The organism is Streptomyces sp. NPDC000075 (assembly GCF_040301925.1).
GTDB classification, from domain to species: domain Bacteria; phylum Actinomycetota; class Actinomycetes; order Streptomycetales; family Streptomycetaceae; genus Streptomyces; species Streptomyces polychromogenes.
On record NZ_JBEPFL010000007.1, the window covers coordinates 126611 to 147835 of the forward strand.

A 21225-nucleotide genomic window follows, 5' to 3' on the forward strand; every position below is an offset into this window, starting at 1 on the left:
CCTGTCCCGCCGGCGAGCTGTATGGGATGTCCCCGACCGCTTACGACCCTACCTCTCCGTGAGCTTCGGAGTGGAATCGGCCGGAGCCGGACACGCCCCGGGGACACGTACCACTGCTGTGGCAAGGGACCCCGGGGACTTTGGTCCCGGTCACTCAACGTGAGTGACGGGATGGTCGCTGATCAGCCGTTCAGTGTGCGGAGCGCCTTACCGATCAGTAGGGCGCGGTCGGCCGCGGCCGGCAGGTGCTCCAGCCCGAAGCCGAACAGGACCGTGTCACGCGTAGTGACGGCCGCGAAGGACTTGAACAGCTCTCCGGTCCTGGACCAATCTCCCGGAACATCGGGACTTCCGGCGGGGGCGCCCTGGGCGGTCCAGGCCCCGAGGGAGGTCTCGAAGCCCTCGACGGCCTGGTCGGAGCCGCCCACGGAGACCCGGGCCTCGTCCGCGAAGACGCCGCGGCCGCCCGAACCGGGGTCGGTGATGTACGACAGGGAGACCTCGACGGTCTTCCCGGCGTAGGCGCTCAGGTCGAAGGAGACCTGCTTCCAGCCGCCGGAGGAGCCGGTGAAGCTGTTCCAGGCCCCGCTGGTACCGCTGGGTGAGCAGCCGCCGGCGCCGACGGTCAGGTAGTGGCGCAGGAACGGGTGGCCGTTGACGAAGAACCCGGCCCCGCACTCCGCCGGGACGGTGGCGGTGCTCAAGCCGTTCGCTTCCGGGAGTGTGGTCCAGTCCTCCGCGCCCGCCGTACGGGCCTCCAGGACGGCGTGGTCGTAGCCCTCCTCGGTGTCCCAGTTGAGGGCCGTCTTCAGCTTCGGCTGGTCGGCGGCCGTCACCTTGGTGAGGTCGATGGTGCGCGTGAGGCGCTTCCAGTCGTCGTCCTCGTGGGTGGCCGAGGCCATGCCGGTGCCGGCGTAGGGGGCGTACGGGTTCACGATGCCGGCGTACTGGCCCGCCTGGGCGCTCTTGAACTGCGGGAACCGCGCCGGCGGCAGGGTGTCGGAGGTGATGCTGAAGGCTCCCGGGGAGTTCAGCGGGTTGCCGGCGGCGTCGCCGAGTGCGCCCTTGGCCCCGGCGAGGGTGCCCGCGCCGGTGAAGCCGGCTGGGGCCTTGGCCGTGGTCCGGGCGTAGGCGCCGAGGTAGTACTGGCTGAAGTCGTCCGTCAGGGCCCGGCCGACCTTGGCCCGGCCGCCCGCCAGTTCACCGGCCTCGATCAGCCGGCCGCCCTCGTTGAGGAAGTCGCGGACCGCGAGCTGGGTGGGGCCGCCGGGGGCGCCGGCGCCGGTGTAGTGGACGGCGGTGCGGAAGTGGGAGAGCACGCCGAGGTGGTGCGGGACGCCCTGGACGGCCACGTCCCAGACGGCGGCGGACTTCCCGTTGGCCCGCAGCGCGTCGACGTAGCTCTGGGCGTGCTGCGCCTTCGCGCCCTCCTCCGCGATCACCAGGACGTCCGCGCGCGGGCGCTCGGCCACGGTGTACGTGAAGTGCTCGCTGGAGACCTGCCTGCCGCCGTCGCGGCCGGTGAACCAGACCTCGACCCGGTCACCCGGCCCGGTCCCGTCCACCTTGGCCCGGTACTCGTCGAACCAGTTGTTGTCCTCGCCGCCGTAGACGTCGCCGCCCTTCCACGCCCTGAGCTCGTCGTCGTGCGTACGGCCGCCGTTGACGCGGAAGTTGAGCAGCTTGTCCTTCAGCCCCTTGCGGGCGGTGACGGAGACCGTCTGGTCCTCGCCGCGCGCCACGTAGGAGGTGGTGAAGGGGTCGAGGGTGAAGTCGGCGGCGCTCGTCCCGACGGAGGAGGAGGGCCGGTCCGGGTGGGCGGCGCTCTCGCCGACGGACAGCGCGAAGGGGACGTTCTTGGCGAACTCCTGCTGGATCAGCTTCTCGTCGTCGGGGAAGTTGAACCCGGAGGCGCAGTCCTCGGGCTTCCAGCGGTCGTTCGGGTCGATCGCCGAGGCCGTCTGGCAGGTGGTCATCTCCGGCGTGAACATCATGACGCCGTTGGCGTTGGCCGCGTGGCCGTCGGCCTCGCCGTTGGTCGTGTACAGCTCGGAGGAGAGCTGCGGGTAGTAGCCGGGGACGGCCGGGTGCTCCGGGGTGCCCGCGAGCGCCTTGTAGGCAACGTCGTCCGGGGTGGGGGTGGCGACCTGCCAGCCGACTCCGTACAGCAGCAGTTCGGAGGCGGAGTGGTAGTTGATGGCGTACCGGAAGCCGATCCGCTTCTCGAAGGAGTCGAGGGCGACGGTCTCGGGCTCGGACTGCGCCGTGGGGCCGCGGTAGGTCTCGCTGGAGGGGGTCGGCGAGGAACCCTCGTCGTCGTAGCCCCACTTGTAGGCGAAGTTGCGGTTGAGGTCGACCCCGTCCACGGCGGTGATCCTGCCGTCCCCGTTGTTGTCGTGGAGGTTCTTGCGCCAGAGCCGGGCGCCGTCCGAGGTGAAGGTGTAGTCGTATCCGTCGGGGTTGGCGGAGAGCAGGAACCACAGTTCGGTGGAGTCCACCAGCTTGGTGATCCGGGCGTCCTTGCCGTAGTTGTCGAGGGTGTGGTGCATCAGCCGCCGGGTCATCTCGGGGGTGATCCACTCGCGGGCGTGCTGGTTGGACATGTACAGCACGGACGGCTTGTCGCCGTCCCGGGTCTTGCCCGCGTCCTTGGTGACCTTGAGGGCGAGGATGTCCTTGCCCCGGACGGTCTTGCCGATGGAGACGACCTTGGTGAGGCCGGGGTTCTGCCGCGCGGTCCGCAGGATCTCCTCCTGGAGGCCGCCCTTGCCGCTGTAGGGGCGGAAGACCCCGTCCCCGGCGGCCTGGCCGCGGGCCAGTCCCTGGGCGGACACCTTGCGCTCGGCGAGCTTGACCCCCTGGGCGGCGAGCCCTGCGGCCTGCTCCCCGGTGAGGAACAGCTCGACCTTCGCGGTCCCGGTCTCGGGTGCCCGCTCGGCGAGTTCGTGGGCGTCCTGGCCGGCGGCGAGGACGAGCGGGACCTGCTCGCGGGTGATGTCCGCGTCGTAGACCCGTACCTCGTCCGCTCCCGGGGCGGTGCCCGGCACGGGCCGTGCCTGGGCCGCGGCGGGCAGTGCGGCCAGTGTGGTTCCGATGACGAGTGCGCTTGCCGCGAGGATCGTTCTCGCGCGTTGCCTCATGTGCCCCCCTGGGCGTCGTGAGCCACGAAAGCGTTCGGGGGCCAGGCTCACGATCGGACGATGCTCATGTCAATGGGACAAACGGGACCGGGCCCGCACGGTTCACCCGTGCGGGCCCGGACACCCTGCGCAGGGGCGTACGCGCGGCCGGGTCAGCCGGCCATGTTGTCGGCCAGTTCCTCGCTGAGGTCCAGGTTGGACTCGGTACCGGGGATGCCGAGGTCCTGGGCGCGCTTGTCGGCCATCGCCAGCAGGCGGCGGATCCGGCCCGCGACGGCGTCCTTGGTCAGCGGCGGGTCGGCGAGCGCGCCCAGCTCCTCCAGGGAGGCCTGCTTGTGCTCCATGCGCAGCCGGCCGGCGGCCGCGAGGTGCTCGGGGACCTCCTCGCCGAGGATCTCCAGCGCGCGCTGGACCCGGGCCCCGGCGGCGACCGCGGCCCGCGCCGAGCGGCGCAGGTTGGCGTCGTCGAAGTTGGCGAGGCGGTTGGCGGTGGCGCGCACCTCGCGCCGCATCCGCCGCTCCTCCCAGGCCAGCACCGACTCGTGGGCGCCGAGGCGGGTCAGCAGGGCGCCGATCGCGTCGCCGTCGCGGACGACGACCCGGTCCACGCCGCGCACCTCGCGCGCCTTGGCGGCGATGGAGAGCCGCCGGGCGGCGCCCACCAGGGCCAGGGCTGCCTCGGGGCCGGGGCAGGTGACCTCCAGGGAGGAGGACCGGCCGGGCTCGGTGAGGGAGCCGTGGGCCAGGAAGGCACCGCGCCAGGCCGCCTCGGCGTCGCAGGTCGCCCCGGAGACCACCTGCGGGGGGAGCCCGCGGATGGGGCGTCCGCGACCGTCGACGAGGCCCGTCTGGCGTGCCAGCTGGTCCCCGCCGGCGACGACGCGGACGACGAAGCGGCTGCCCCGGCGCAGGCCGCCGGGGGCCATGACCACCAGGTCGGAGGAGTGACCGAAGATCTCCAGGATGTCCTTGCGCAGCCGTCTGGCCGCGATCCCGGTGTCCAGCTCCGCCTCGATGACGATCCGGCCGCTCACCAGGTGGAGGCCGCCCGCGAACCGAAGGATCGCCGAGACCTCCGCCTTCCTGCAGCAGGTCCGGGTGACGGGGAGGCGGGAGATCTCATCCTTCACCGCGGGCGTCATCGCCATGGGCCGATCCTTCCATGCATCCGAAAAATACGGTCGTACGCGGCGGCCAGCAGCTCCGGGTCGTGCTTCGGAGAGCCGTCCTGCCTGGCCACCGGCGCCAGCTCGACCGCGGCACCGAACCGCTTCGCGGCATCGGCGAGGGACTCGCGGTCGGGCACGGCGGCCTCGTCGGCCAGCACCACGTCCAGGGCGAGTTTAGGGGCGTGTCGGGCCAAAACCTCCAAATGACGCTGCGGAGAGAAGCCCTCTGTTTCGCCCGGCTGCGGGGCGAGGTTCAGCGAGAGGACCTTGCGGGCCTTCGTCGCCGCGAGGGCGTCCAGCAGCTCCGGCACCAGCAGGTGCGGGATGACGGAGGAGAACCACGATCCCGGACCGAGCACCACCCAGTCGGCGTCGAGCACGGCGGCGACGGCCTCCGGCACGGCCGGCGGGTCGCCCGGCACGACCTGGACGGAGAGCACCTCGCCCGGGGTCAGGGCCACGGTGGCCTGTCCCCGGACGGTGTCCACCTCGTCCGGGCGCGCCGGATCGTGCCCCCTGACCAGCGCCTGGAGCTCCAGGGGCACCGCGGACATGGGCAGCACCCGGCCCTGCGCCCCGAGCAGCCTCCCGACGAGGTCGAGGGCCTGGACGGGGTCGCCGAGCTGTTCCCACAGGGCGACGATCAGCAGGTTGCCGACGGCGTGCCCGTGCAGGTCGCCCTGGGACTGGAAGCGGTGCTGGATGACCCGGGCCCAGGTCTGGCCCCAGTCGTCGTCCCCGCACAGCGCGGCCAGCGCCTTGCGCAGGTCGCCGGGCGGCAGCACGCTCAGCTCCTCGCGGAGCCGTCCGCTGGAGCCGCCGTCGTCGGCGACGGTGACCACCGCGGTGAGCTCCCCGGTGATCCGGCGCAGGGCGGCGAGGGAGGCCGACAGGCCCATGCCGCCGCCGAGGGCGACGACCTTGGGCGCGACCACCTTGGCCGCCCCGCGGCGGCCGGCGCGGCCCGCGCCGTCCTCGCCCCGGGCGGGGTTCAGACGGCGCAGGCGGCGCAGCCGCAGGGTGCGTCCGGTCACTCGCGCCCCATGTCCCGGTGGACGACGACGGTCTCGACTCCCTCGGAGGCGAGGCGGGCGGCGAGCTTCTCGGACATGGCGACGCTGCGGTGCTTGCCGCCGGTACAGCCGACCGCGATGGTCACGTACCGCTTGCCCTCGCGGCGGTAGCCGGCGGCGATGAGCTGGAGCAGCTCGGTGTAGCGGTCGAGGAACTCCTTGGCGCCGGGCTGGCTGAAGACGTAGCCCGACACCTCCTCGTTGAGCCCGGTGAAGGGGCGCAGCTCCGGGACCCAGTGCGGGTTGGGGATGAAGCGGCAGTCGACCACGAGGTCGGCGTCGACGGGCAGGCCGTACTTGAAGCCGAAGGACATCACGGTGGCCCGCAGCTCGGGCTCCTCGTCGCCCGCGAACTGGGCGTCCATCTTGGCGCGCAGCTCGTGCACGTTCAGGCTGGAGGTGTCGATCACCAGGTCGGCGTCGCCGCGCAGCTCGCGCAGCAGGTCGCGCTCGGCGGCGATGCCGTCGACGATGCGGCCGTCACCCTGGAGGGGGTGCGGGCGGCGGACCGACTCGAAGCGGCGCACCAGCGCGTCGTCGGAGGACTCCAGGAAGACGATGCGCCGGGTGACCCCGCGGGCCTCCAGGTCGGCGAGGGACTCGCGCAGGGCGTCGAAGAACTGGCGGCCCCGGACGTCGACGACGACCGCGATCCGCGCCACGTTGCCCTGGGAGCGGGCGCCGAGCTCCACCATGGTGGGGATCAGGGCGGGCGGGAGGTTGTCGACGACGAACCAGCCGAGGTCCTCCAGGCACTTGGCCGCCGTGCTGCGGCCGGCTCCGGACATGCCGGAGATGATCACCAGCTCGGGAATGGCCGCCTCGGCGTTGTCGCCGGGCTCCACTGTCGTGCCCGTACTCACCTGTGCTCCGTCTCGGTCGTGCTCGGTCTCGTGCTCGGTCATAGCTCGGTCCCCCGTTCGGACGACGTCCCCGCGGGCGCGGGGGCCTCGTCCTCAATGATCTCTCCTGTCGCCGTGTTGACGGCAGGACCGGCGGGGACGGCCCGGGCGAGGGCCGCGGCCACGGTCTCGGCCGTCTTGCGGCCTATGCCGGGGACCTCGCAGATCTGGTCGATTGTCGCCTGTCTCAGCTTCTTCACCGAACCGAAGTGCTTCACGAGGGCGTGCTTGCGGCTCTCGCCGAGGCCGGGCACCTCGTCCAGCGGCCCTGCTTTCAGGCGCTTTCCGCGCTTGCTGCGCTGGTACTGGATGGCGAAGCGGTGGGCTTCGTCACGCACCCGCTGGAGGAGGTAGAGGCCCTCGCTGGTGCGGGGCAGGACGACGGGGTCGTCCTCGCCGGGCAGCCAGACCTCCTCCAGCCGCTTGGCGAGGCCGCACACGGCGACGTCGTCGATCCCGAGCTCGTCCAGGGCCCGCTTGGCGGCCGCCACCTGGGGCTGTCCGCCGTCGACGACGACGAGCTGCGGCGGGTACGCGAACCGCTTGGGCCGCCCGTCGTCCTCGGGCTCGCCGTCCTCGGGGGCCCACTCCCCCGTCTTCAGCTTCTCCTGGAGGTAGCGCCGGAAGCGCCGCGAGACGACCTCGTGCATGGACCGGACGTCGTCCTGCCCCTCGCCGTGCCAGATCTGCGTGTCTCCGACACGACCCTTCACCTGGAACCTGCGGTACTCGCTCTTGCGGGCGAGTCCGTCCTCGAAGACGACCATGGAGGCGACGACGTCGTCGCCCTGGAGGTGGGAGATGTCGAAGCACTCGATGCGCAGGGGCGCGCCGTCCAGCTCCAGGGCCTCGGCGATCTCCTCCAGGGCCCGCGAGCGGGTGGTGAGGTCGCTGGCGCGCTTGGTCTTGTGCAGGGCGAGGGACTGCTGGGCGTTGCGGTGGACGGTCTCCATGAGGGACTTCTTGTCCCCGCGCTGCGGGACGCGCAGGCTGACCTGCGACCCGCGCCGCTGCGCCAGCCACTGGCCGAGCGCGGCCGCGTCGTCCGGGACGACCGGGACGAGCACCTCCTTGGGCACGCTCTCCCCGCTCTCCTCGCCGTACAGCTGCTGGAGGGCGTGCTCGACGAGGCCGGCGGTGTCGACGGCCTCGACCTTGTCGGTGACCCAGCCGCGCTGTCCGCGGACCCGGCCGCCGCGCACGTGGAAGATCTGCACGGCCGCTTCGAGCTCGTCCTCGGCGACGGCGATCAGGTCGGCGTCGGTGGCGTCGGCGAGGACGACGGCGTTCTTCTCCATGGCCCGGCGCAGGGCCCCTATGTCGTCGCGCAGCCGGGCAGCCTTCTCGTACTCCATCTCCTCGGCCGCGGCGTGCATCTCCTTCTCCAGCCGGGAGAGGTAGGCGCCGGTGCGGCCGGCCATGAAGTCGCAGAAGTCCTCGGCCAGTTCGCGGTGGTCCTCGGGGCTGATCCGGCCGACACAGGGCGCCGAGCACTTGCCGATGTACCCGAGCAGGCAGGGGCGGCCGATCTGGGCGGACCGCTTGAACACCCCGGCGGAGCAGGTGCGCACGGGGAACACCCGCAGCATGAGGTCGACGGTCTCGCGGATCGCCCAGGCGTGCCCGTACGGCCCGAAGTAGCGCACGCCCTTCTTCTTGGGCCCGCGCATGACCTGTACGCGGGGGTACTCCTCGCCCAGCGTGACGGCGAGCGAGGGGTAGCTCTTGTCGTCCCGGTACTTCACGTTGAACCGGGGGTCGTACTCCTTGATCCAGGAGTACTCCAGCTGGAGCGCCTCGACCTCGGTGGAGACGACGGTCCACTCGACGGAGGCGGCCGTCGTCACCATGGTGGCGGTCCGGGGGTGCAGGCCGGCGAGGTCCTGGAAGTAGCTGGCCAGCCGCTGGCGCAGGCTCTTGGCCTTCCCGACGTAGATCACCCGGCGGTGCTCGTCGCGGAACTTGTAGACCCCAGGGGAGTCGGGAATCTCCCCGGGCTTGGGTCGGTAGCTGGAAGGGTCGGCCATGCCAACACCCTACTGGCGCGCTACGACAACGACCCCGCGCCTCGAACACCGGCGGGGCTGAGATCAGCCCCGCCCCGCAGGGCCCGGCCCGGCCACCATGGCCGGGCCGGGCCCGCGGGAAGGGGACCCGGGGTCACGCCCTCCCCCAGCTACCGCTGGGAGGTACCCCCAGCGGTGCGGCGCCGCCGCAGCAGGGCGACGGCCCCCGCCGCGCCCAGCGCCAGCGCCCCGGCGCCGCCGGCGAGCACCGCCCCCGGCCCGCCCCCGGCCCCGGCACCGTCACCGACGCCGGCCGGCGGGCCCGCCTCGGTGTAGCCCCCCGCCAGGCCCCGCTGTGCGTACGCGGAGCCCGGCAGCTTGTCCCCGTACGCCTTCACGACCCGTGCCCGGTAGGACCCGAGCGAGACCCCGTCCGGGCCCACGGCCCGTACGGCGTCCTCGTCCAGCGGCAGCACCCGCTCGCCGCCGGCGACGTACCAGGCGTCGATCTGCGGTTCCCGGAACACGGTCCCGCCGGGCAGTTTCGAGGCTCCGAGCGCCGCGTAGCGGAACTCGTCGTCGCCGGTGGCGATGTTCACGACCTGCCATCCGGCGCCGGTCTTCGCGGTCCACAGGGCCGCCTTCTGCCCGTCCGAGGAGACGGCCTCGCTCGCCAGGAACTCCAGCCGGGCCACCGGCGCCCCGGCCTTCCCGGCGACGAACTCCGGCGCCAGGTAGCTCACGGGGACCGCCTCCCCCTCGATCCGGGGCCGGGCGTCGGCGACCGAGACCTTCCCCTCCCGGGCGAAGAACCGGGACAGGGTCGCCAGGGTGCCGGGCGCTGCGGCGGCCTCGTGCGCGGCGGCCCGGTTCTCGGCCGTGGCGGTCTGCGGCTGCGGTACGGGCGCGGCGGCGGCCTGCCCGCTCAGGGCGGCGACCAGGGCGGCGGCCGCGAGGGCGGCGGCGGTGGCGCGTGCGGTCTTGGCGGTCACGCGGTCACGCCCCGATCCGGTAGAGGGAGTGGGTCCAGGAGAAGGTGTCGTTGTCCACGTACCAGGCGTGCGAGGCCCAGTTGTAGCGGTCGTTCGAGGGCCAGGGGTCGCCCCAGTAGACCCAGCTGCTGGCGGTGTCGTACCCGTAGAGGACGTGCATGTGCCCGCCGCCGTTGGACCACTGGATCCGGGTCTCGACCGGCCGGTTGGCGTTGATCTCGGTCTGCACGGTGGAGTACTGGAGCCAGCCGGTGACGTAGCTGCCGGAGTTGATGCCGGCCCAGCGCAGCGCCGTCTGGACGTTGCCCAGGGTGGCCTGGCTGTTGGGGCACTCGGTGCCCTGCTGGCGGTTGAAGGCGGCGTTGCAGAACTGGTTCTGGCTGTAGGTGCGGCCGAACCAGGTGGCGATGGTGTTGCCGCTCGCGGCCCAGCACCAGTTGGTCTTCTGCTGTGCCTGCATGGTGATGTCGAGCCGCTTGTACGCCAGGGCCGAGGCGGCTCCCGTGTCGGCGGCCGGGGCGGCGGTGGCGGTACCGGCGCCGAGGCCGAGGGGCAGCAGTACGAGCAGCAGGGCGGATATCAGGGAGGCGGCCGGGGACAGCCGCCTTCTTCTGTTGCGCATCGCGTTCCTCCCGAGGTGGGGACTCAGGTGTGTGGGGGTGAGGAGCGCGTCCGGACGCTGTGGAGGAGCATCAGGGTGTTGTCGCGATCAGGTCAACACGCTTCAATACGCGGTGACATTGCAGTGTGAACGGTGGGGCTGCGGTGTGAACGGTTGCTCTCGTTCCACCTGGTCTCCCCGAACCACGGCCCGGACCCCCACCCCGGCGCGTGTGAACGTTCACAGAGGAGTCGCCATGCGGCCGACCGGCGACACGCCAGGCACGACGGACAGGACGGGCACGGCGAACACGGCGGGCACGGCGGGCACCACGGACACGGCGGAGCTCGGACGGCTGCTGCGCGGCGGCCCCTTCCACCTCGCCCTGCGCGCCGCCCTCGCCGCGCGCGGGCTGCCGCTGCACCGGGTGCAGCACCGGCTCGCGGCGCGCGGCATCAAACTCGGGGTCACCAGCCTCAGCTACTGGCAGCAGGGCGCCCGGCGCCCGCGCCACCGGGAGTCGCTGCGGGCGGTCTCGGCCCTGGAGGAGATCCTGGAACTCCCCCGGGGCTCCCTGCTGCGGCTGCTGGCCGACCCGGCCCCGGCGGCCGGCCCGCCCCGCCCGGCCGCCCGCCCGTACCGGGCGCTGATGAGCGTCGGCGCGTCGGTGGAACGGCTGCTGGCCGGGCTGGAACTCCCGGCGGACGGCGGCCTGCACTCGGTCGGCCACCACGAGCGGGTCCGCATCGGCCCGGACGGCGAGCTGCGCACCCGCGAGTCCCAGCAGATCGTCCGCGCCCACCGTGACGGGGTCGACCGCTACCTGGCCGTCCACCACGGCGACCCCGGCTGTGACCCGGCCCGGGTGCGGGTGACGGCGTACGAGAACTGCCGCACGGGCCGGGTGCGCTGCCACCCGGAGGCCGGGGTGGTGGTGGCGGAGCTGCTCTTCGACGCGCGGCTGCGGCGCGGGGACACGTACGTCTTCGGCTACGGGGTCGAGGACGGCACGGGCGCGCGCAGTGCGGAGTACGTCCGCGGCTTCAGCTACGCGGGCGGCCAGTACATGCTCCAGGTCCGCTTCGACGAGGCCGCCCTGCCGGTCCGCTGCCACCGCTTCGCCCGCACCTCCGCGGCGGCCCCCCGCACGTCCCTGTCGGACCTCACCCCGAGCGGGCGCCACCGCGCGGTCCACCTGGTGGAGCAGTCGGTCCGCCCGGGGATCCTGGGCATCGCCTGGGACTGGGGCTAGGTGTGTTGCTTTCGGAGCGGGTCGGTTCAGCCCGCGATCAGCTTGCCGTTCTCCGCCTTGACCGGCACGGCCGGGAGGGGCTCGGCGGCCGGGCCGCGCAGGACCTTGCCCGTGGCGACGTCGAAGCGGCTGCCGTGGCAGGGGCAGTTGCCCTCGCCCTTGTCGATCTTGTCGAGGACGCAGCCGGCGTGGGTGCACTGGGCGCTGAAGGCCTTGTACTGGCCCTCGGCCGGGCAGCTGACGACGACCTTGTGCTCGCGGAAGAGCTTCGAGCCGCCGACGGGCACCTCCGCGACCGCGCCCAGCTCGACCGGCTCCTTCGGGACGGCGGGGCCGCCCGCGCCGCTGCCGCCCTCGGTCGAGCACGCGGCGAGCGAGGCTCCCGCGCCCACGGCCCCGGCGAGCGCGGCGGCACCCTTGAGGACGGTACGGCGGGCGGCGGGCTGGGACGCGGACATGTGGTTCTCCTGGCACGAGGCGGCGGACCCCGGGCGGGGTCCACCCGACCATACCGGCGGCGGATGGGATAGCTTCCCCCGCGTGATCGTCGTCGGTGGAGAAGCCCTGATCGACCTCGTGCCCCTGGCGGAGCCGCCGGGCGCGCTGCTGCCCCGGCCCGGGGGCGGACCGTACAACACCGCCCTGGCGCTGGGCCGGCTGGGGGCCGGGGTCGCCTTCTGCTCCCGGGTGTCGGCGGACGGCTTCGGCGAGGCGCTGCTCGCCGGGCTGCGGGCCGCGGGGGTGGACCTCTCACTGGTGCAGCGCGGGCCCGAGCCGACCACGCTGGCCGTGCCCTCGCTGGCGCCGGACGGCTCGGCCGCGTACGGGTTCTACGTGGAGGGCACCGCCGACCGGCTGTTCACCCTGCCGCCCGCGCTGCCCCCGGGGGCGCGGGCCCTGGCGCTCGGGACCTGCTCGCTGGTGCTGGAGCCGGGGGCGAGCGCGTACGAGGCCCTGCTGCGGCGGGAGTCGGGGCGGGGGCTGCTGACCCTGCTCGACCCCAACATCCGCCCGGCGCTGATCGCGGACCCGGCGGGCTACCGGGAGCGGTTCCTGGCCCGGCTGCCGTACGTCTCCGTGCTGAAGCTGTCCGAGGAGGACGCCGACTGGCTGGGCGGCCGGGTCGGGGACTGGCTGGCCGCCGGGCCCTCGGCCGTGGTGCTGACCCGGGGCGCGGCGGGGCTGACGGTGTGGACGGCGGACGGCGCGGAGTACGGTGCGGCGGCCCGTCCGGTGGCCGTCGCGGACACCATCGGCGCCGGGGACACCGTCAACGCGGCGCTGCTGCACCGGCTCACGGGGGCGGACCCGGGCGCGGTGGACTGGCCCGACGTCCTGGCCTTCGCCGCCCACGCGGCCGCGCTCACCTGCACCCGGGCGGGCTGTGAGCCCCCTTACGCGGACGAGCTCGGGCTCAGCCGATAGCGGCCCACAGGGTCCGGGCGAGCGCGGGGGCGAACTCCTCGACCGGCTGGACCACCTCGGCGCCGGAGAAGTGCAGGAAGAAGGCCCGCTGGAAGCAGGCGCCGAGGAGCAGGGCGGCGGCGGCGCGGGGGTCGGCGTCCGCCCTGAGCCGTCCGGCGCCGAGCTCCCGGCGCAGCCGTCCTTCGAGGGCGTCGCGCACCACGTGCGGGCCCGCGCCGATCTCCCGGACGCCCTCGCGGTGGCGGGTGAGCAGCGCGGGCTCGGCGAACAGCGAGGCGGCCATCGGCATGGCCTCGGCGTAGAAGAGCGAGGCGTGCCGGGCGATACCGGCCAGCGCCTCCTGGAGCGCGTCCCCGCCGGGGCCCGCGTCGGCGTCGAGGGCGGCCATGAGCGGCCCGGCGTTGGGCGTGCGCTCCATCAGCACCCGCACGAACAGCTCTTCCTTGTTGGCGTAGTGCTTGTAGAGCGCCGCCTCCGAGCAGCCGGCCTCGCGGGCGATGGCCTTGGTGGTGGTGTTGGCGAGACCGATGGTGCGCATGAGGGTCTCGGCGGCGTCCAGCAGCCGTTCGGAGGCGGGCCGGGTTGACTTCGGGGTGGGCATTCACTCACCCTAGTGGACAGAGGGGTGAGTGAATACTCACCCACCCGTCCCAACCATCCTCTCGACGGGGGTCCACGATGAAGATCACGGTGTTCGGAGCGACGGGCGGCGTGGGCCGCGAAGTGGTCCGGCAGGCCCTCGCCGCGGGCCACGAGGTGACGGCGGTCGTCCGCGACGCTGCACGGCTGGAGGCGCCGGCGCATGAGCGGCTACGGGTGGCGGTGGTGAAGGACCTCACCGACGAGGCGGCACTGCTGCCGGTCCTGGCGGGGCGGGACGCGGTGATCTCGGCGCTGGGCGCCGCGAACAACAAGCAGGCCCGGCTGACACCGGTCACCGGACCGGCCCTGCGGGCGGTGGTCGCGGCGATGCGGCGGACGGGGGTCGAGCGGCTGATGGCGGTCAGCGCGGCGCCGCTGGCGCCGGACGCGAAGGGGGACGGGCTGCTGATCCGGAGGGTGGCCTACCCGCTCCTGCGGTGGGCGCTGCGCGACCTGTACGCGGACCTCGCGGTCATGGAGTCCGTCATCGCGGAGGCGAGCGGGCTGCGGTGGACGGTGGTCCGGCCGCCGCGCCTGCTGAACCGGCTGGGCACCGGCTACTACCGCCGCTCCTTCGACGGCAACGTCCCGGGCGGCCGCGTGATCGCCCGCGCGGACGTGGCGACGGCCCTCCTGGACATCCTGACCGACCCCGCGGCGGAGGGACACGCGGTGGGCGTCGCGGCCTGACCCTGCCGGGGGCTGCGCCGGTACCGCTGCGCGGGGCGAGGTCCCCTACCCGCCCTTCGCCCGTTCCCCAGGGCAAGCCCCGGACCCCCTTGCGCTCAAACGCCGCGCGGGCTGGATTGCCCGCAGGGCAATTCCAGCCCCGCCGGCGTTTGAGGCGCGGGGTCTGGGGCGGAGCCCCAGGGAACGGAGGAAGGGCGGGGCGGGGAGACGGCTCCGCGCAGCGGCACCAGCACCCCCGGCCCCGCCCGGCTACGCCTTGCGCGCGGCGCGGGCCGTCTTCTTCGCGGCCGGCGCGGCGGCGGCCTTCTTCGCCGGAGCCGCCTTCTTCCGCACGGCCCGCGCCGCCGGCAACCCGGCGTCGGAGATCCGCTCCGCCCCCAGGATGTCCCGCAGGAACTTCCCCGTGTGGCTCGCGCCCACCGAGGCGACCTGCTCCGGCGTGCCCTCGGCGACGACGAGACCGCCGCCGTAGCCGCCCTCCGGGCCCATGTCGACGACCCAGTCCGCCGTCTTGATGACGTCGAGGTTGTGCTCGATGACGATCACCGAGTTCCCCTTGTCCACCAGCCCGGACAGCACCTTGATCAGCTTCGAGATGTCCTCGAAGTGCAGACCCGTCGTCGGCTCGTCCAGCACGTACACCGTCCGCCCCGTCGACCGCTTCTGCAGCTCCGACGCCAGCTTCACGCGCTGCGCCTCGCCGCCCGACAGGGTCGGCGCCGACTGGCCGAGGCGGACGTAGCCGAGACCGACCTCCGTCAGCGTCTTCAGGTGCCGCGCGATCGTCGGGACCGCCTCGAAGAACTCCAGCGCCTCCTCGATCGGCATGTTCAGGACTTCCGCGATGGACTTGCCCTTGTAGTGGACCTCCAGCGTCTCCCGGTTGTACCGGTCGCCGTGGCAGACCTCGCAGGGGACGTAGACGTCCGGCAGGAAGTTCATCTCGATCTTGATCGTGCCGTCACCGGAGCAGTTCTCGCACCGGCCGCCCTTGACGTTGAAGGAGAAGCGCCCGGGCAGGTAGCCCCGCACCTTCGCCTCCATCGTCTCCGCGAAGAGCTTGCGCACGTGGTCGAACACACCCGTGTACGTCGCCGGGTTGGACCTCGGCGTCCGGCCGATCGGCGACTGGTCGACGTGGACGACCTTGTCGACCAGGTCGTCGCCGTCCACCCGGGTGTGCCGCCCCGGCACGGACCGCGCGCCGTTCAGCTCGCGCGCCAGGTGCGTGTACAGGATGTCATTGACCAGCGTGGACTTGCCGGAGCCCGATACGCCCGTGACCGCCGTGAGGACGCCCAGCGGGAAGGACACGTCGATGTCCCGCAGGTTGTTCTCCTTGGCGCCGTGGACGGTGAGCCTGCGCTCCGCGTCCACGGGCCGGCGCACGTCCGGTACGGGGATGGACCTCTTGCCGGACAGGTACTGGCCCGTCATCGACTCGGTGTTCTTCAGCAGCTCCTTCAGCGAGCCGCTGTGCACCACCTTGCCGCCGTGCTCGCCCGCGCCCGGGCCGATGTCCACGACCCAGTCGGCGACCTTGATCGTGTCCTCGTCGTGCTCGACGACGATGAGCGTGTTGCCCATGTCCCGCAGCCGCACCAGCGTCTCGATCAGCCGGTGGTTGTCACGCTGGTGCAGGCCGATGGACGGCTCGTCCAGCACGTACAGCACACCGACCAGGCCGGAGCCGATCTGCGTCGCGAGGCGGATGCGCTGGGCCTCGCCGCCCGACAGGGTGCCGGCGGCGCGGTTGAGCGAGAGGTAGTCCAGGCCGACGTCCACGAGGAAGCGCAGCCGCTCGTTGACCTCCTTGAGGACCCGCTCGGCGATCTTCTTGTCGCGGGCGTCGAGCTTGAGCCGCCCCAGGAAGTCCGCGCACTCGCTGATCGACATCGCGGCGACCTCGGCGATGGACCGCTCCATCACCGTCACCGCGAGCACGATCGGCTTGAGCCGGGTGCCCTCGCAGGTCGGGCAGGGCACCTCGCGCATGTAGCCCTCGAAGCGCTCGCGGCTGGCGTCGCTCTCGGACTCGGAGTGGCGCCGCTTGACGAACGGCACGGCGCCCTCGAAGGCCGTGGTGTACGCGCGCTCGCGCCCGTACCGGTTGCGGTAGCGGACCTCGATCTGGGTCTTGTGCCCGTACAGCAGGGCCTTCTTGGCGCGCTGTGGCAGTCCCGCCCACGGGATGTCGGTGCGGAAGCCGAGTTCCCCGGCGAGCGCGCCGACCAGCCGCTGGAAGTAGTCCTTGGTGTGCCCGAGCGACCAGGGCGAGACGGCGCCCTCGTCCAGCGACTTGTCCTCGTCCGGGACGATCAGCTCCGGGTCCACCTCCATGCGGGTGCCGATGCCGGTGCACTCGGGGCAGGCGCCGAAGGGCGAGTTGAAGGAGAAGGAGCGCGGCTCCAGCTCCTCGAAGGACAGGTCGTCGTACGGGCAGTAGAGGTGCTCGGAGTACATCCGCTCACGCTCGGGGTCGTCCTCGGCGAGGTCGACGAAGTCCAGGATCACCATGCCGCCGGAGAGGCCGAGGGCGGTCTCCACGGAGTCCGTGAGCCGGCGCTTGGCGCTGTCCTTGACGGTGAGGCGGTCGACGACCACCTCGATGGTGTGCTTCTCCTGCTTCTTCAGCGTGGGCGGCTCGGAGAGCTGGACGGTCACCCCGTCCACCCGGGCCCGGCTGTAGCCCTTGGTCTGGAGGTCGGCGAAGAGGTCGACGAACTCGCCCTTGCGCTCGCGGACCAGCGGCGACAGCACCTGGAAGCGGCTGCCCTCGGGGAGCGCGAGGACCTTGTCCACGATCGCCTGCGGCGACTGCCGGGAGATCGGGCGGCGGCACTCGGGGCAGTGCGGCTTGCCGATGCGGGCGAAGAGCAGGCGGAGGTAGTCGTAGACCTCGGTGATGGTGCCGACGGTGGAGCGGGGGTTGCGCGAGGTCGACTTCTGGTCGATCGAGACGGCCGGGGAGAGGCCCTCGATGAAGTCGACGTCGGGCTTGTCCATCTGCCCCAGGAACTGGCGGGCGTACGACGAGAGCGACTCGACGTAGCGGCGCTGGCCCTCGGCGAAGATCGTGTCGAAGGCCAGGGAGGACTTGCCCGAGCCGGAGAGTCCGGTGAAGACGATGAGGGAATCGCGGGGCAGGTCGAGCGAGACGTTCTTCAGGTTGTGCTCGCGAGCGCCACGAACGATGAGACGGTCGGTCACGCCGGTCCGCACCTTTCTTGAGAGAGCGGGGGCACAGGCCCCCGGCTTGTCCAGGGTATGGGGGGCGCCTCTGCGATGGACTGTGTCTGGACTATCGAGCGTATAGCACGCACATTCGATTTACGGCACGCGCAAGAGGGCTTCACCCGATCGTGTGGCGGAGGCCGCCGGGCCACTACGCTCGGACCCATGACTGATCATGTGCACGACCTGGCCTCTGTACGTGAAGCCACGGACCGGCTGCTGAACGCGGTCGCGAAACTGGACAACGCCTCCCTCTCCGAGGAGTCACACCTCCCGGGATGGACCCGCGGCCACATCCTGGCCCACCTGGCGCGCAACGCCGACGCCCTCGTCAACGTCCTCGAGGGCCGTCCCATGTACGAGAGCGCCGCCGCCCGCGACGCGGACATCGAGCGCGACGCGGCCCGGCCCCTGGAAGAACACCTGACGGACCTCCGTGATTCCGGGGCCCGCTTCCTCGCCACCACCGAGCCCGACCAGGACTGGCAGCGCACGGTCGAGCTGCGCAACGGGGTCACCGACCTCGCCTCCAACGTGCCGTTCCGCCGCCTCGTCGAGGTGGAGCTCCACCACGTCGACCTGAACGTCGGCTACGAGCTCTCCGACCTCCCGCAGGAGTTCACCGACCGGGAGATCGCCTTCCTCGCCGACCGCTGGTCCGGCCGCCCCGACGTCCCCCCGGTCACCCTGACCGGCCCCGACGGCGAACACGTCGCGCGCACGGGCGGGACCGAGGGCACCCCGGTGACCCTCGCCGGCCCCAGGGCCGAGCTGCTCGGCTGGCTGGCCGGCCGCGGCGCCAAGGGCGCCCACCTGACCGTCGAGGCGGGCGACGGCCTGCCCGAGCTCCCCGCGCTCTAGGATTCCGACATGACGTACAGCGGAGCGGTGAAGGTCGGCGGTCCCGCCGACGTGCACGAACTCGCGGACCTGATGATCTCCAAGGTCGCGGTGGGTTCCATGAACAACAACGCGTACCTGCTGCGCTGCCGGGCCACCGGCGAGCAGCTCCTGATCGACGCGGCGGCCGAGCCGGAGACCCTGCTCAGCCTGATCGGCGACGACGGCATCGCCTCGGTCGTCACCACCCACCAGCACGGCGACCACTGGGGCGCGCTCCAGGCCGTGGTCGACGCCACCGGGGCGCGGACCTACGCGGGCGCCTACGACGCGGACGGCATCCCGGTCGCCACCGACGTCCTGGTCCAGGACGGGGACGTGATCACCGTCGGACGGGTCTCGCTGACCGCCCGCCACCTGGTCGGCCACACCCCCGGCTCCATCGCCCTGGTCTACGACGACCCGCACGGGCACCCGCACGTCTTCACCGGCGACTGCCTCTTCCCCGGCGGCGTGGGCAACACCTGGGGCGACGCGAAGAACTTCGCCAGTCTCATCGACGACGTCGAGACCAAGCTGTTCGGTCAGCTGCCGGACGAGACCTGGGTCTACCCGGGCCACGGGAACGACACCATGCTCGGCACCGAGCGCCCCCACCTCGCGGAATGGCGCGAGCGCGGCTGGTGACCCGCGCGCGCATGCGCCGCCGTCAACACCGCGCGGCCATGCGCTCCTTCCGGTCGACCTCGACCGAACGCATGTCCCGAGGGGGCGGGCTGGGGTAGTTGCTGCACCATGCGACACCACCCCTCCCCGCCCTCCGTCCCCTCGCCCGCCGCCGCGCCCCCGTCCGGCGCCGCCGCCCCCTCGATGCTGCGGCTCGCCCTGGCCTCCCTGGTCGGGACCGCCATCGAGTTCTACGACTTCTTCGTCTACGGCACGGCCGCCGCCCTGGTGCTCGGCCCGCTCTTCTTCCCCTCGTTCTCCCCGCTCGCGGGAACCCTCGCCGCCTTCGGCACGTTCGGGGTCGGCTTCCTGGCCCGCCCGCTGGGCTCCGTCGTCTTCGGGCACGTGGGCGACCGCTACGGGCGCCGTCCGGTGCTGCTCGCCTCGCTGCTGCTGACCGGGCTGGCGACGGTGGCGGTGGGGTGCGTGCCCTCGTACGCCTCCCTCGGGATCGCCGCTCCCGTCCTGCTGCTCCTGCTGCGCTTCCTCCAGGGGCTCGGCCTCGGCGGCGAGTGGGGCGGGGCGGTGCTGCTGACCGCCGAGCACGCCCCCGAGGGCCGGCGCGGGCTGTGGTCGAGCTTCCCGCAGATGGGACCGGCCGCCGGCTTCCTGCTGGCCAACGGGCTGACGCTGGCCCTGTCCGGCCTCCTGAGCGACGCGGAGTTCAGTGCCTGGGGCTGGCGGGTGCCGTTCTGGTGCGCCGGTCTGCTGGCGCTGGCCGGGCTGTGGCTGCGCCGGTCGGTCGAGGAGACCCCGCAGTTCCAGGCCCTGACCGAGACCGGCCGGCGGGCCGAGGCCCCGCTCCCGGAGGTGCTGCGCGGCCACTGGCGGCTGCTCCTGCTGACCGGCGGGGCGATGTCGGTCGGGTACTCCGTCTTCTACGCGGTGACCACCTGGTCGCTGGCCTACACCACGGGCCGTCTGGGCGTGGACCGCACGCTGATGCTGGCGGTGGTGATGGCGGCCGTCCTGCTGATGGGGCTGGTGACGGCGCCGCTGGCGGCGCTGGGCGACCGCTGGGGGCGGCGGCCGATGTGCCTCGCGGGCGGCGCGGCCTGCGCGGCGTGGATGTTCCCGTTCGTGGCCCTGCTGAGCAGCGGGAACCCGCTGCTGGTGACGGTGGGCTGCGTCGGCGCCCTGCTGGCGATGGTCGTCATGTATGCGGTGGTGGGCGCCTACCTGCCCGAGCTGTACGCGCCGCGGATCCGCTGCACCGGCGCGGCCGTCGGCTACAACCTGGGCGGGGTGCTGGGCGGGGCCCTGACCCCGGTCGTGGCGACGGCCCTGGCGGCGGGGTCCGGCCCGCCGTGGGGCGTGGCGGTGTACCTGACGGTGGTCGCCCTGGTCAGCCTCGGCTGCTTCGCCCTCCTCCCGGAGACCGCCCCGGCCCCGGTGCGGGCCCGGGGCGGTACGGGTGCGGACGCGGGAGCGGGGGCGGCCGGAGCGGCCGCCCCCGCGTAGCGTCCCGTACCGGGTCAGGCGTCGACGCTCCGCGTCTCCTCGGCGGCGGCTTCCGCCGCCGCCTGCTTCTTCGAGGCGATCAGGCTGGTGATCGTGGTGATCACCAGGACGCCGCAGATGACGCCCAGGGAGACCGGGATGGAGATCTGCGGGACGTGCACCCCGGACTCGTGCAGGGCGTGCAGCACCAGCTTGACGCCGATGAAGCCCAGGATCACGGACAGGCCGTAGCTGAGGTGGACCAGCTTCTTGAGCAGGCCGCCGATCAGGAAGTACAGCTGGCGCAGGCCCATGAGGGCGAAGGCGTTGGCGGTGAAGACGATGTACGGGTCCTGGGTGAGGCCGAAGATCGCCGGGATGGAGTCCAGGGCGAAGAGGACGTCGGTGGTGCCGATGGCGAGCATGACCACCATCAGCGGGGTCATGATGCGCTTGCCATGGGCGCGGATGAACAGCTTGGTGCCGTGGTAGCGGTCGGCGACGCCGAACTTCCTCTCGACCGACTTGAGGAGGCGGTTCTCCTCGAACTCCTCTTCCTCGTCGCCCTTGCGGGCCTCCTGGATCAGCTTCCAGGCGGTGTAGATCAGGAAGGCGCCGAAGATGTAGAAGACCCACGAGAAGGTGGTGATGATCGCGGCGCCGGCGGCGATGAAGACCGCGCGCAGGACGAGGGCGATCAGGACGCCGACCAGCAGGACGCGCTGCTGGAGGTGGGAGGGCACCGAGAACTTCGCCATGATCAGGACGAAGACGAAGAGGTTGTCCACGCTCAGGGACTTCTCGGTGATGAACCCGGCGAAGAACTCCTGGGAGGCCTGGGCGTTGCCGGAGAACAGCAGGCCGAGGCCGAAGAGGGCGGCGAGGACGATCCAGACGACCGTCCAGACGCCCGCCTCCTTGAGGGACACGTCATGGGGCTTGCGGCCGATGAGGAAGTCGGCGCCGATGAGGATGCACAGACCGGCGATGGTCAGCACCCATAGGGTCAACGAAACGTCCACGGTATTCACGCCTCCGGCGGATGGCTCAGCACATGGTCAGCGTCATCGCTGCCGGAGGTCTCTTCCACCCG

General features: G+C 72.5%; 17 protein-coding genes. 6 read left to right on the forward strand and 11 right to left on the reverse strand.

Annotation, left to right across the window (positions count from 1 at the left end; genetic code table 11):
• Positions 1-182 precede the first annotated feature (182 nt).
• From ABT403_RS11270 to ABT403_RS11300, 7 genes are all read right to left on the reverse strand, one after another.
• On the reverse strand, positions 183-3140 hold the full coding sequence (locus ABT403_RS11270) for a M14 family metallopeptidase (protein ID WP_344154448.1): 2958 nt from the start codon (positions 3138-3140) through the stop codon (positions 183-185).
• A 152-nt stretch (positions 3141-3292) separates the two neighbouring features.
• Positions 3293-4288: a DNA-binding protein WhiA gene (gene whiA, locus ABT403_RS11275; protein WP_030237199.1), complete on the reverse strand. Its 996-nt coding sequence runs from the start codon at positions 4286-4288 to the stop codon at positions 3293-3295.
• Positions 4279-5343: a gluconeogenesis factor YvcK family protein gene (locus ABT403_RS11280; protein ID WP_344154436.1), complete on the reverse strand. Its 1065-nt coding sequence runs from the start codon at positions 5341-5343 to the stop codon at positions 4279-4281. The genes whiA and ABT403_RS11280 overlap by 10 nt, the downstream gene beginning before the upstream one ends.
• The gene (gene rapZ / locus ABT403_RS11285; protein ID WP_344154433.1) at positions 5340-6287 is read right to left on the reverse strand and encodes an RNase adapter RapZ; all 948 of its coding nucleotides are present in this window, start codon (positions 6285-6287) and stop codon (positions 5340-5342) included. The genes ABT403_RS11280 and rapZ overlap by 4 nt, the downstream gene beginning before the upstream one ends.
• Entirely contained in the window at positions 6284-8311 is a 2028-nt protein-coding gene (uvrC, locus tag ABT403_RS11290) for an excinuclease ABC subunit UvrC (protein ID WP_344154430.1), read from the reverse strand. The genes rapZ and uvrC overlap by 4 nt, the downstream gene beginning before the upstream one ends.
• A 149-nt stretch (positions 8312-8460) precedes the next feature.
• A complete protein-coding gene (locus ABT403_RS11295; RefSeq protein ID WP_344154427.1) occupies positions 8461-9282 on the reverse strand; it encodes a hypothetical protein in 822 nt (273 codons plus the stop codon).
• 4 nt (positions 9283-9286) lie between these two features.
• A complete protein-coding gene (locus tag ABT403_RS11300; protein WP_344154423.1) occupies positions 9287-9904 on the reverse strand; it encodes a papain-like cysteine protease family protein in 618 nt (205 codons plus the stop codon).
• Between the two features lie 235 nt (positions 9905-10139).
• Here ABT403_RS11300 and ABT403_RS11305 point away from each other — a divergent pair, with 235 nt between their 5' ends.
• Positions 10140-11135, forward strand: a complete 996-nt coding sequence (locus tag ABT403_RS11305) for a hypothetical protein (RefSeq protein WP_344154420.1) — start codon at positions 10140-10142, stop codon at positions 11133-11135.
• 26 nt (positions 11136-11161) lie between these two features.
• On the opposite strand, the gene ABT403_RS11310 is transcribed toward ABT403_RS11305, so the two are convergent.
• Positions 11162-11593, reverse strand: a complete 432-nt coding sequence (locus ABT403_RS11310; protein WP_344154417.1) for a Rieske (2Fe-2S) protein — start codon at positions 11591-11593, stop codon at positions 11162-11164.
• An 82-nt stretch (positions 11594-11675) separates the two neighbouring features.
• Here ABT403_RS11310 and ABT403_RS11315 point away from each other — a divergent pair, with 82 nt between their 5' ends.
• Positions 11676-12560, forward strand: coding sequence for a carbohydrate kinase family protein (locus tag ABT403_RS11315; RefSeq protein WP_344154414.1), 885 nt, complete (start codon positions 11676-11678; stop codon positions 12558-12560).
• Here the strand turns inward: ABT403_RS11315 and ABT403_RS11320 are convergent.
• A complete protein-coding gene (locus ABT403_RS11320; protein WP_344154411.1) occupies positions 12550-13161 on the reverse strand; it encodes a TetR/AcrR family transcriptional regulator in 612 nt (203 codons plus the stop codon). The genes ABT403_RS11315 and ABT403_RS11320 overlap by 11 nt on opposite strands.
• A 77-nt stretch (positions 13162-13238) precedes the next feature.
• Between ABT403_RS11320 and ABT403_RS11325 the strand changes: the two genes are divergently transcribed.
• On the forward strand, positions 13239-13892 hold the full coding sequence (locus ABT403_RS11325; RefSeq protein ID WP_344154408.1) for an NAD(P)-dependent oxidoreductase: 654 nt from the start codon (positions 13239-13241) through the stop codon (positions 13890-13892).
• Between the two features lie 249 nt (positions 13893-14141).
• On the opposite strand, the gene uvrA is transcribed toward ABT403_RS11325, so the two are convergent.
• On the reverse strand, positions 14142-17102 hold the full coding sequence (gene uvrA, locus ABT403_RS11330; protein WP_344154405.1) for an excinuclease ABC subunit UvrA: 2961 nt from the start codon (positions 17100-17102) through the stop codon (positions 14142-14144).
• Positions 17103-17291: 189 nt separating this feature from the next.
• On the opposite strand from uvrA, the gene ABT403_RS11335 reads away from it, so the two are divergent.
• The 3 genes from ABT403_RS11335 to ABT403_RS11345 all read left to right on the forward strand — a co-directional run bounded on the left by ABT403_RS11335 (position 17292) and on the right by ABT403_RS11345 (position 20153).
• Positions 17292-17987, forward strand: coding sequence for a maleylpyruvate isomerase family mycothiol-dependent enzyme (locus ABT403_RS11335; RefSeq protein WP_344154402.1), 696 nt, complete (start codon positions 17292-17294; stop codon positions 17985-17987).
• A gap of 9 nt (positions 17988-17996) precedes the next feature.
• Positions 17997-18653 carry an MBL fold metallo-hydrolase gene (locus ABT403_RS11340; protein WP_344154399.1) on the forward strand — a complete coding sequence of 219 codons (657 nt, stop codon included), beginning with the start codon at positions 17997-17999 and terminating at the stop codon, positions 18651-18653.
• Between the two features lie 183 nt (positions 18654-18836).
• Positions 18837-20153 carry an MFS transporter gene (locus tag ABT403_RS11345; RefSeq protein ID WP_344154887.1) on the forward strand — a complete coding sequence of 439 codons (1317 nt, stop codon included), beginning with the start codon at positions 18837-18839 and terminating at the stop codon, positions 20151-20153.
• A 14-nt stretch (positions 20154-20167) separates the two neighbouring features.
• On the opposite strand, the gene ABT403_RS11350 is transcribed toward ABT403_RS11345, so the two are convergent.
• On the reverse strand, positions 20168-21154 hold the full coding sequence (locus tag ABT403_RS11350) for a TerC family protein (protein ID WP_344154396.1): 987 nt from the start codon (positions 21152-21154) through the stop codon (positions 20168-20170).
• Positions 21155-21225 lie beyond the last annotated feature (71 nt).

Excerpts from the sequence above, each read along its gene's own strand:
- ABT403_RS11335 (WP_344154402.1), top strand. The coding sequence starts at position 17,292 with ATGACTGATCATGTGCACGACCTGGCCTCTGTACGTGAAGCCACGGAC.
- rapZ (WP_344154433.1), bottom strand. The coding sequence starts at position 6,287 with ATGACCGAGCACGAGACCGAGCACGACCGAGACGGAGCACAGGTGAGT.
- uvrC (WP_344154430.1), bottom strand. The coding sequence starts at position 8,311 with ATGGCCGACCCTTCCAGCTACCGACCCAAGCCCGGGGAGATTCCCGAC.
- ABT403_RS11305 (WP_344154420.1), top strand. The coding sequence starts at position 10,140 with ATGCGGCCGACCGGCGACACGCCAGGCACGACGGACAGGACGGGCACG.
- whiA (WP_030237199.1), bottom strand. The coding sequence starts at position 4,288 with ATGGCGATGACGCCCGCGGTGAAGGATGAGATCTCCCGCCTCCCCGTC.
- ABT403_RS11325 (WP_344154408.1), top strand. The coding sequence starts at position 13,239 with ATGAAGATCACGGTGTTCGGAGCGACGGGCGGCGTGGGCCGCGAAGTG.
- ABT403_RS11310 (WP_344154417.1), bottom strand. The coding sequence starts at position 11,593 with ATGTCCGCGTCCCAGCCCGCCGCCCGCCGTACCGTCCTCAAGGGTGCC.
- ABT403_RS11320 (WP_344154411.1), bottom strand. The coding sequence starts at position 13,161 with ATGCCCACCCCGAAGTCAACCCGGCCCGCCTCCGAACGGCTGCTGGAC.
- ABT403_RS11340 (WP_344154399.1), top strand. The coding sequence starts at position 17,997 with ATGACGTACAGCGGAGCGGTGAAGGTCGGCGGTCCCGCCGACGTGCAC.
- ABT403_RS11300 (WP_344154423.1), bottom strand. The coding sequence starts at position 9,904 with ATGCGCAACAGAAGAAGGCGGCTGTCCCCGGCCGCCTCCCTGATATCC.
- ABT403_RS11345 (WP_344154887.1), top strand. The coding sequence starts at position 18,837 with ATGCTGCGGCTCGCCCTGGCCTCCCTGGTCGGGACCGCCATCGAGTTC.
- ABT403_RS11270 (WP_344154448.1), bottom strand. The coding sequence starts at position 3,140 with ATGAGGCAACGCGCGAGAACGATCCTCGCGGCAAGCGCACTCGTCATC.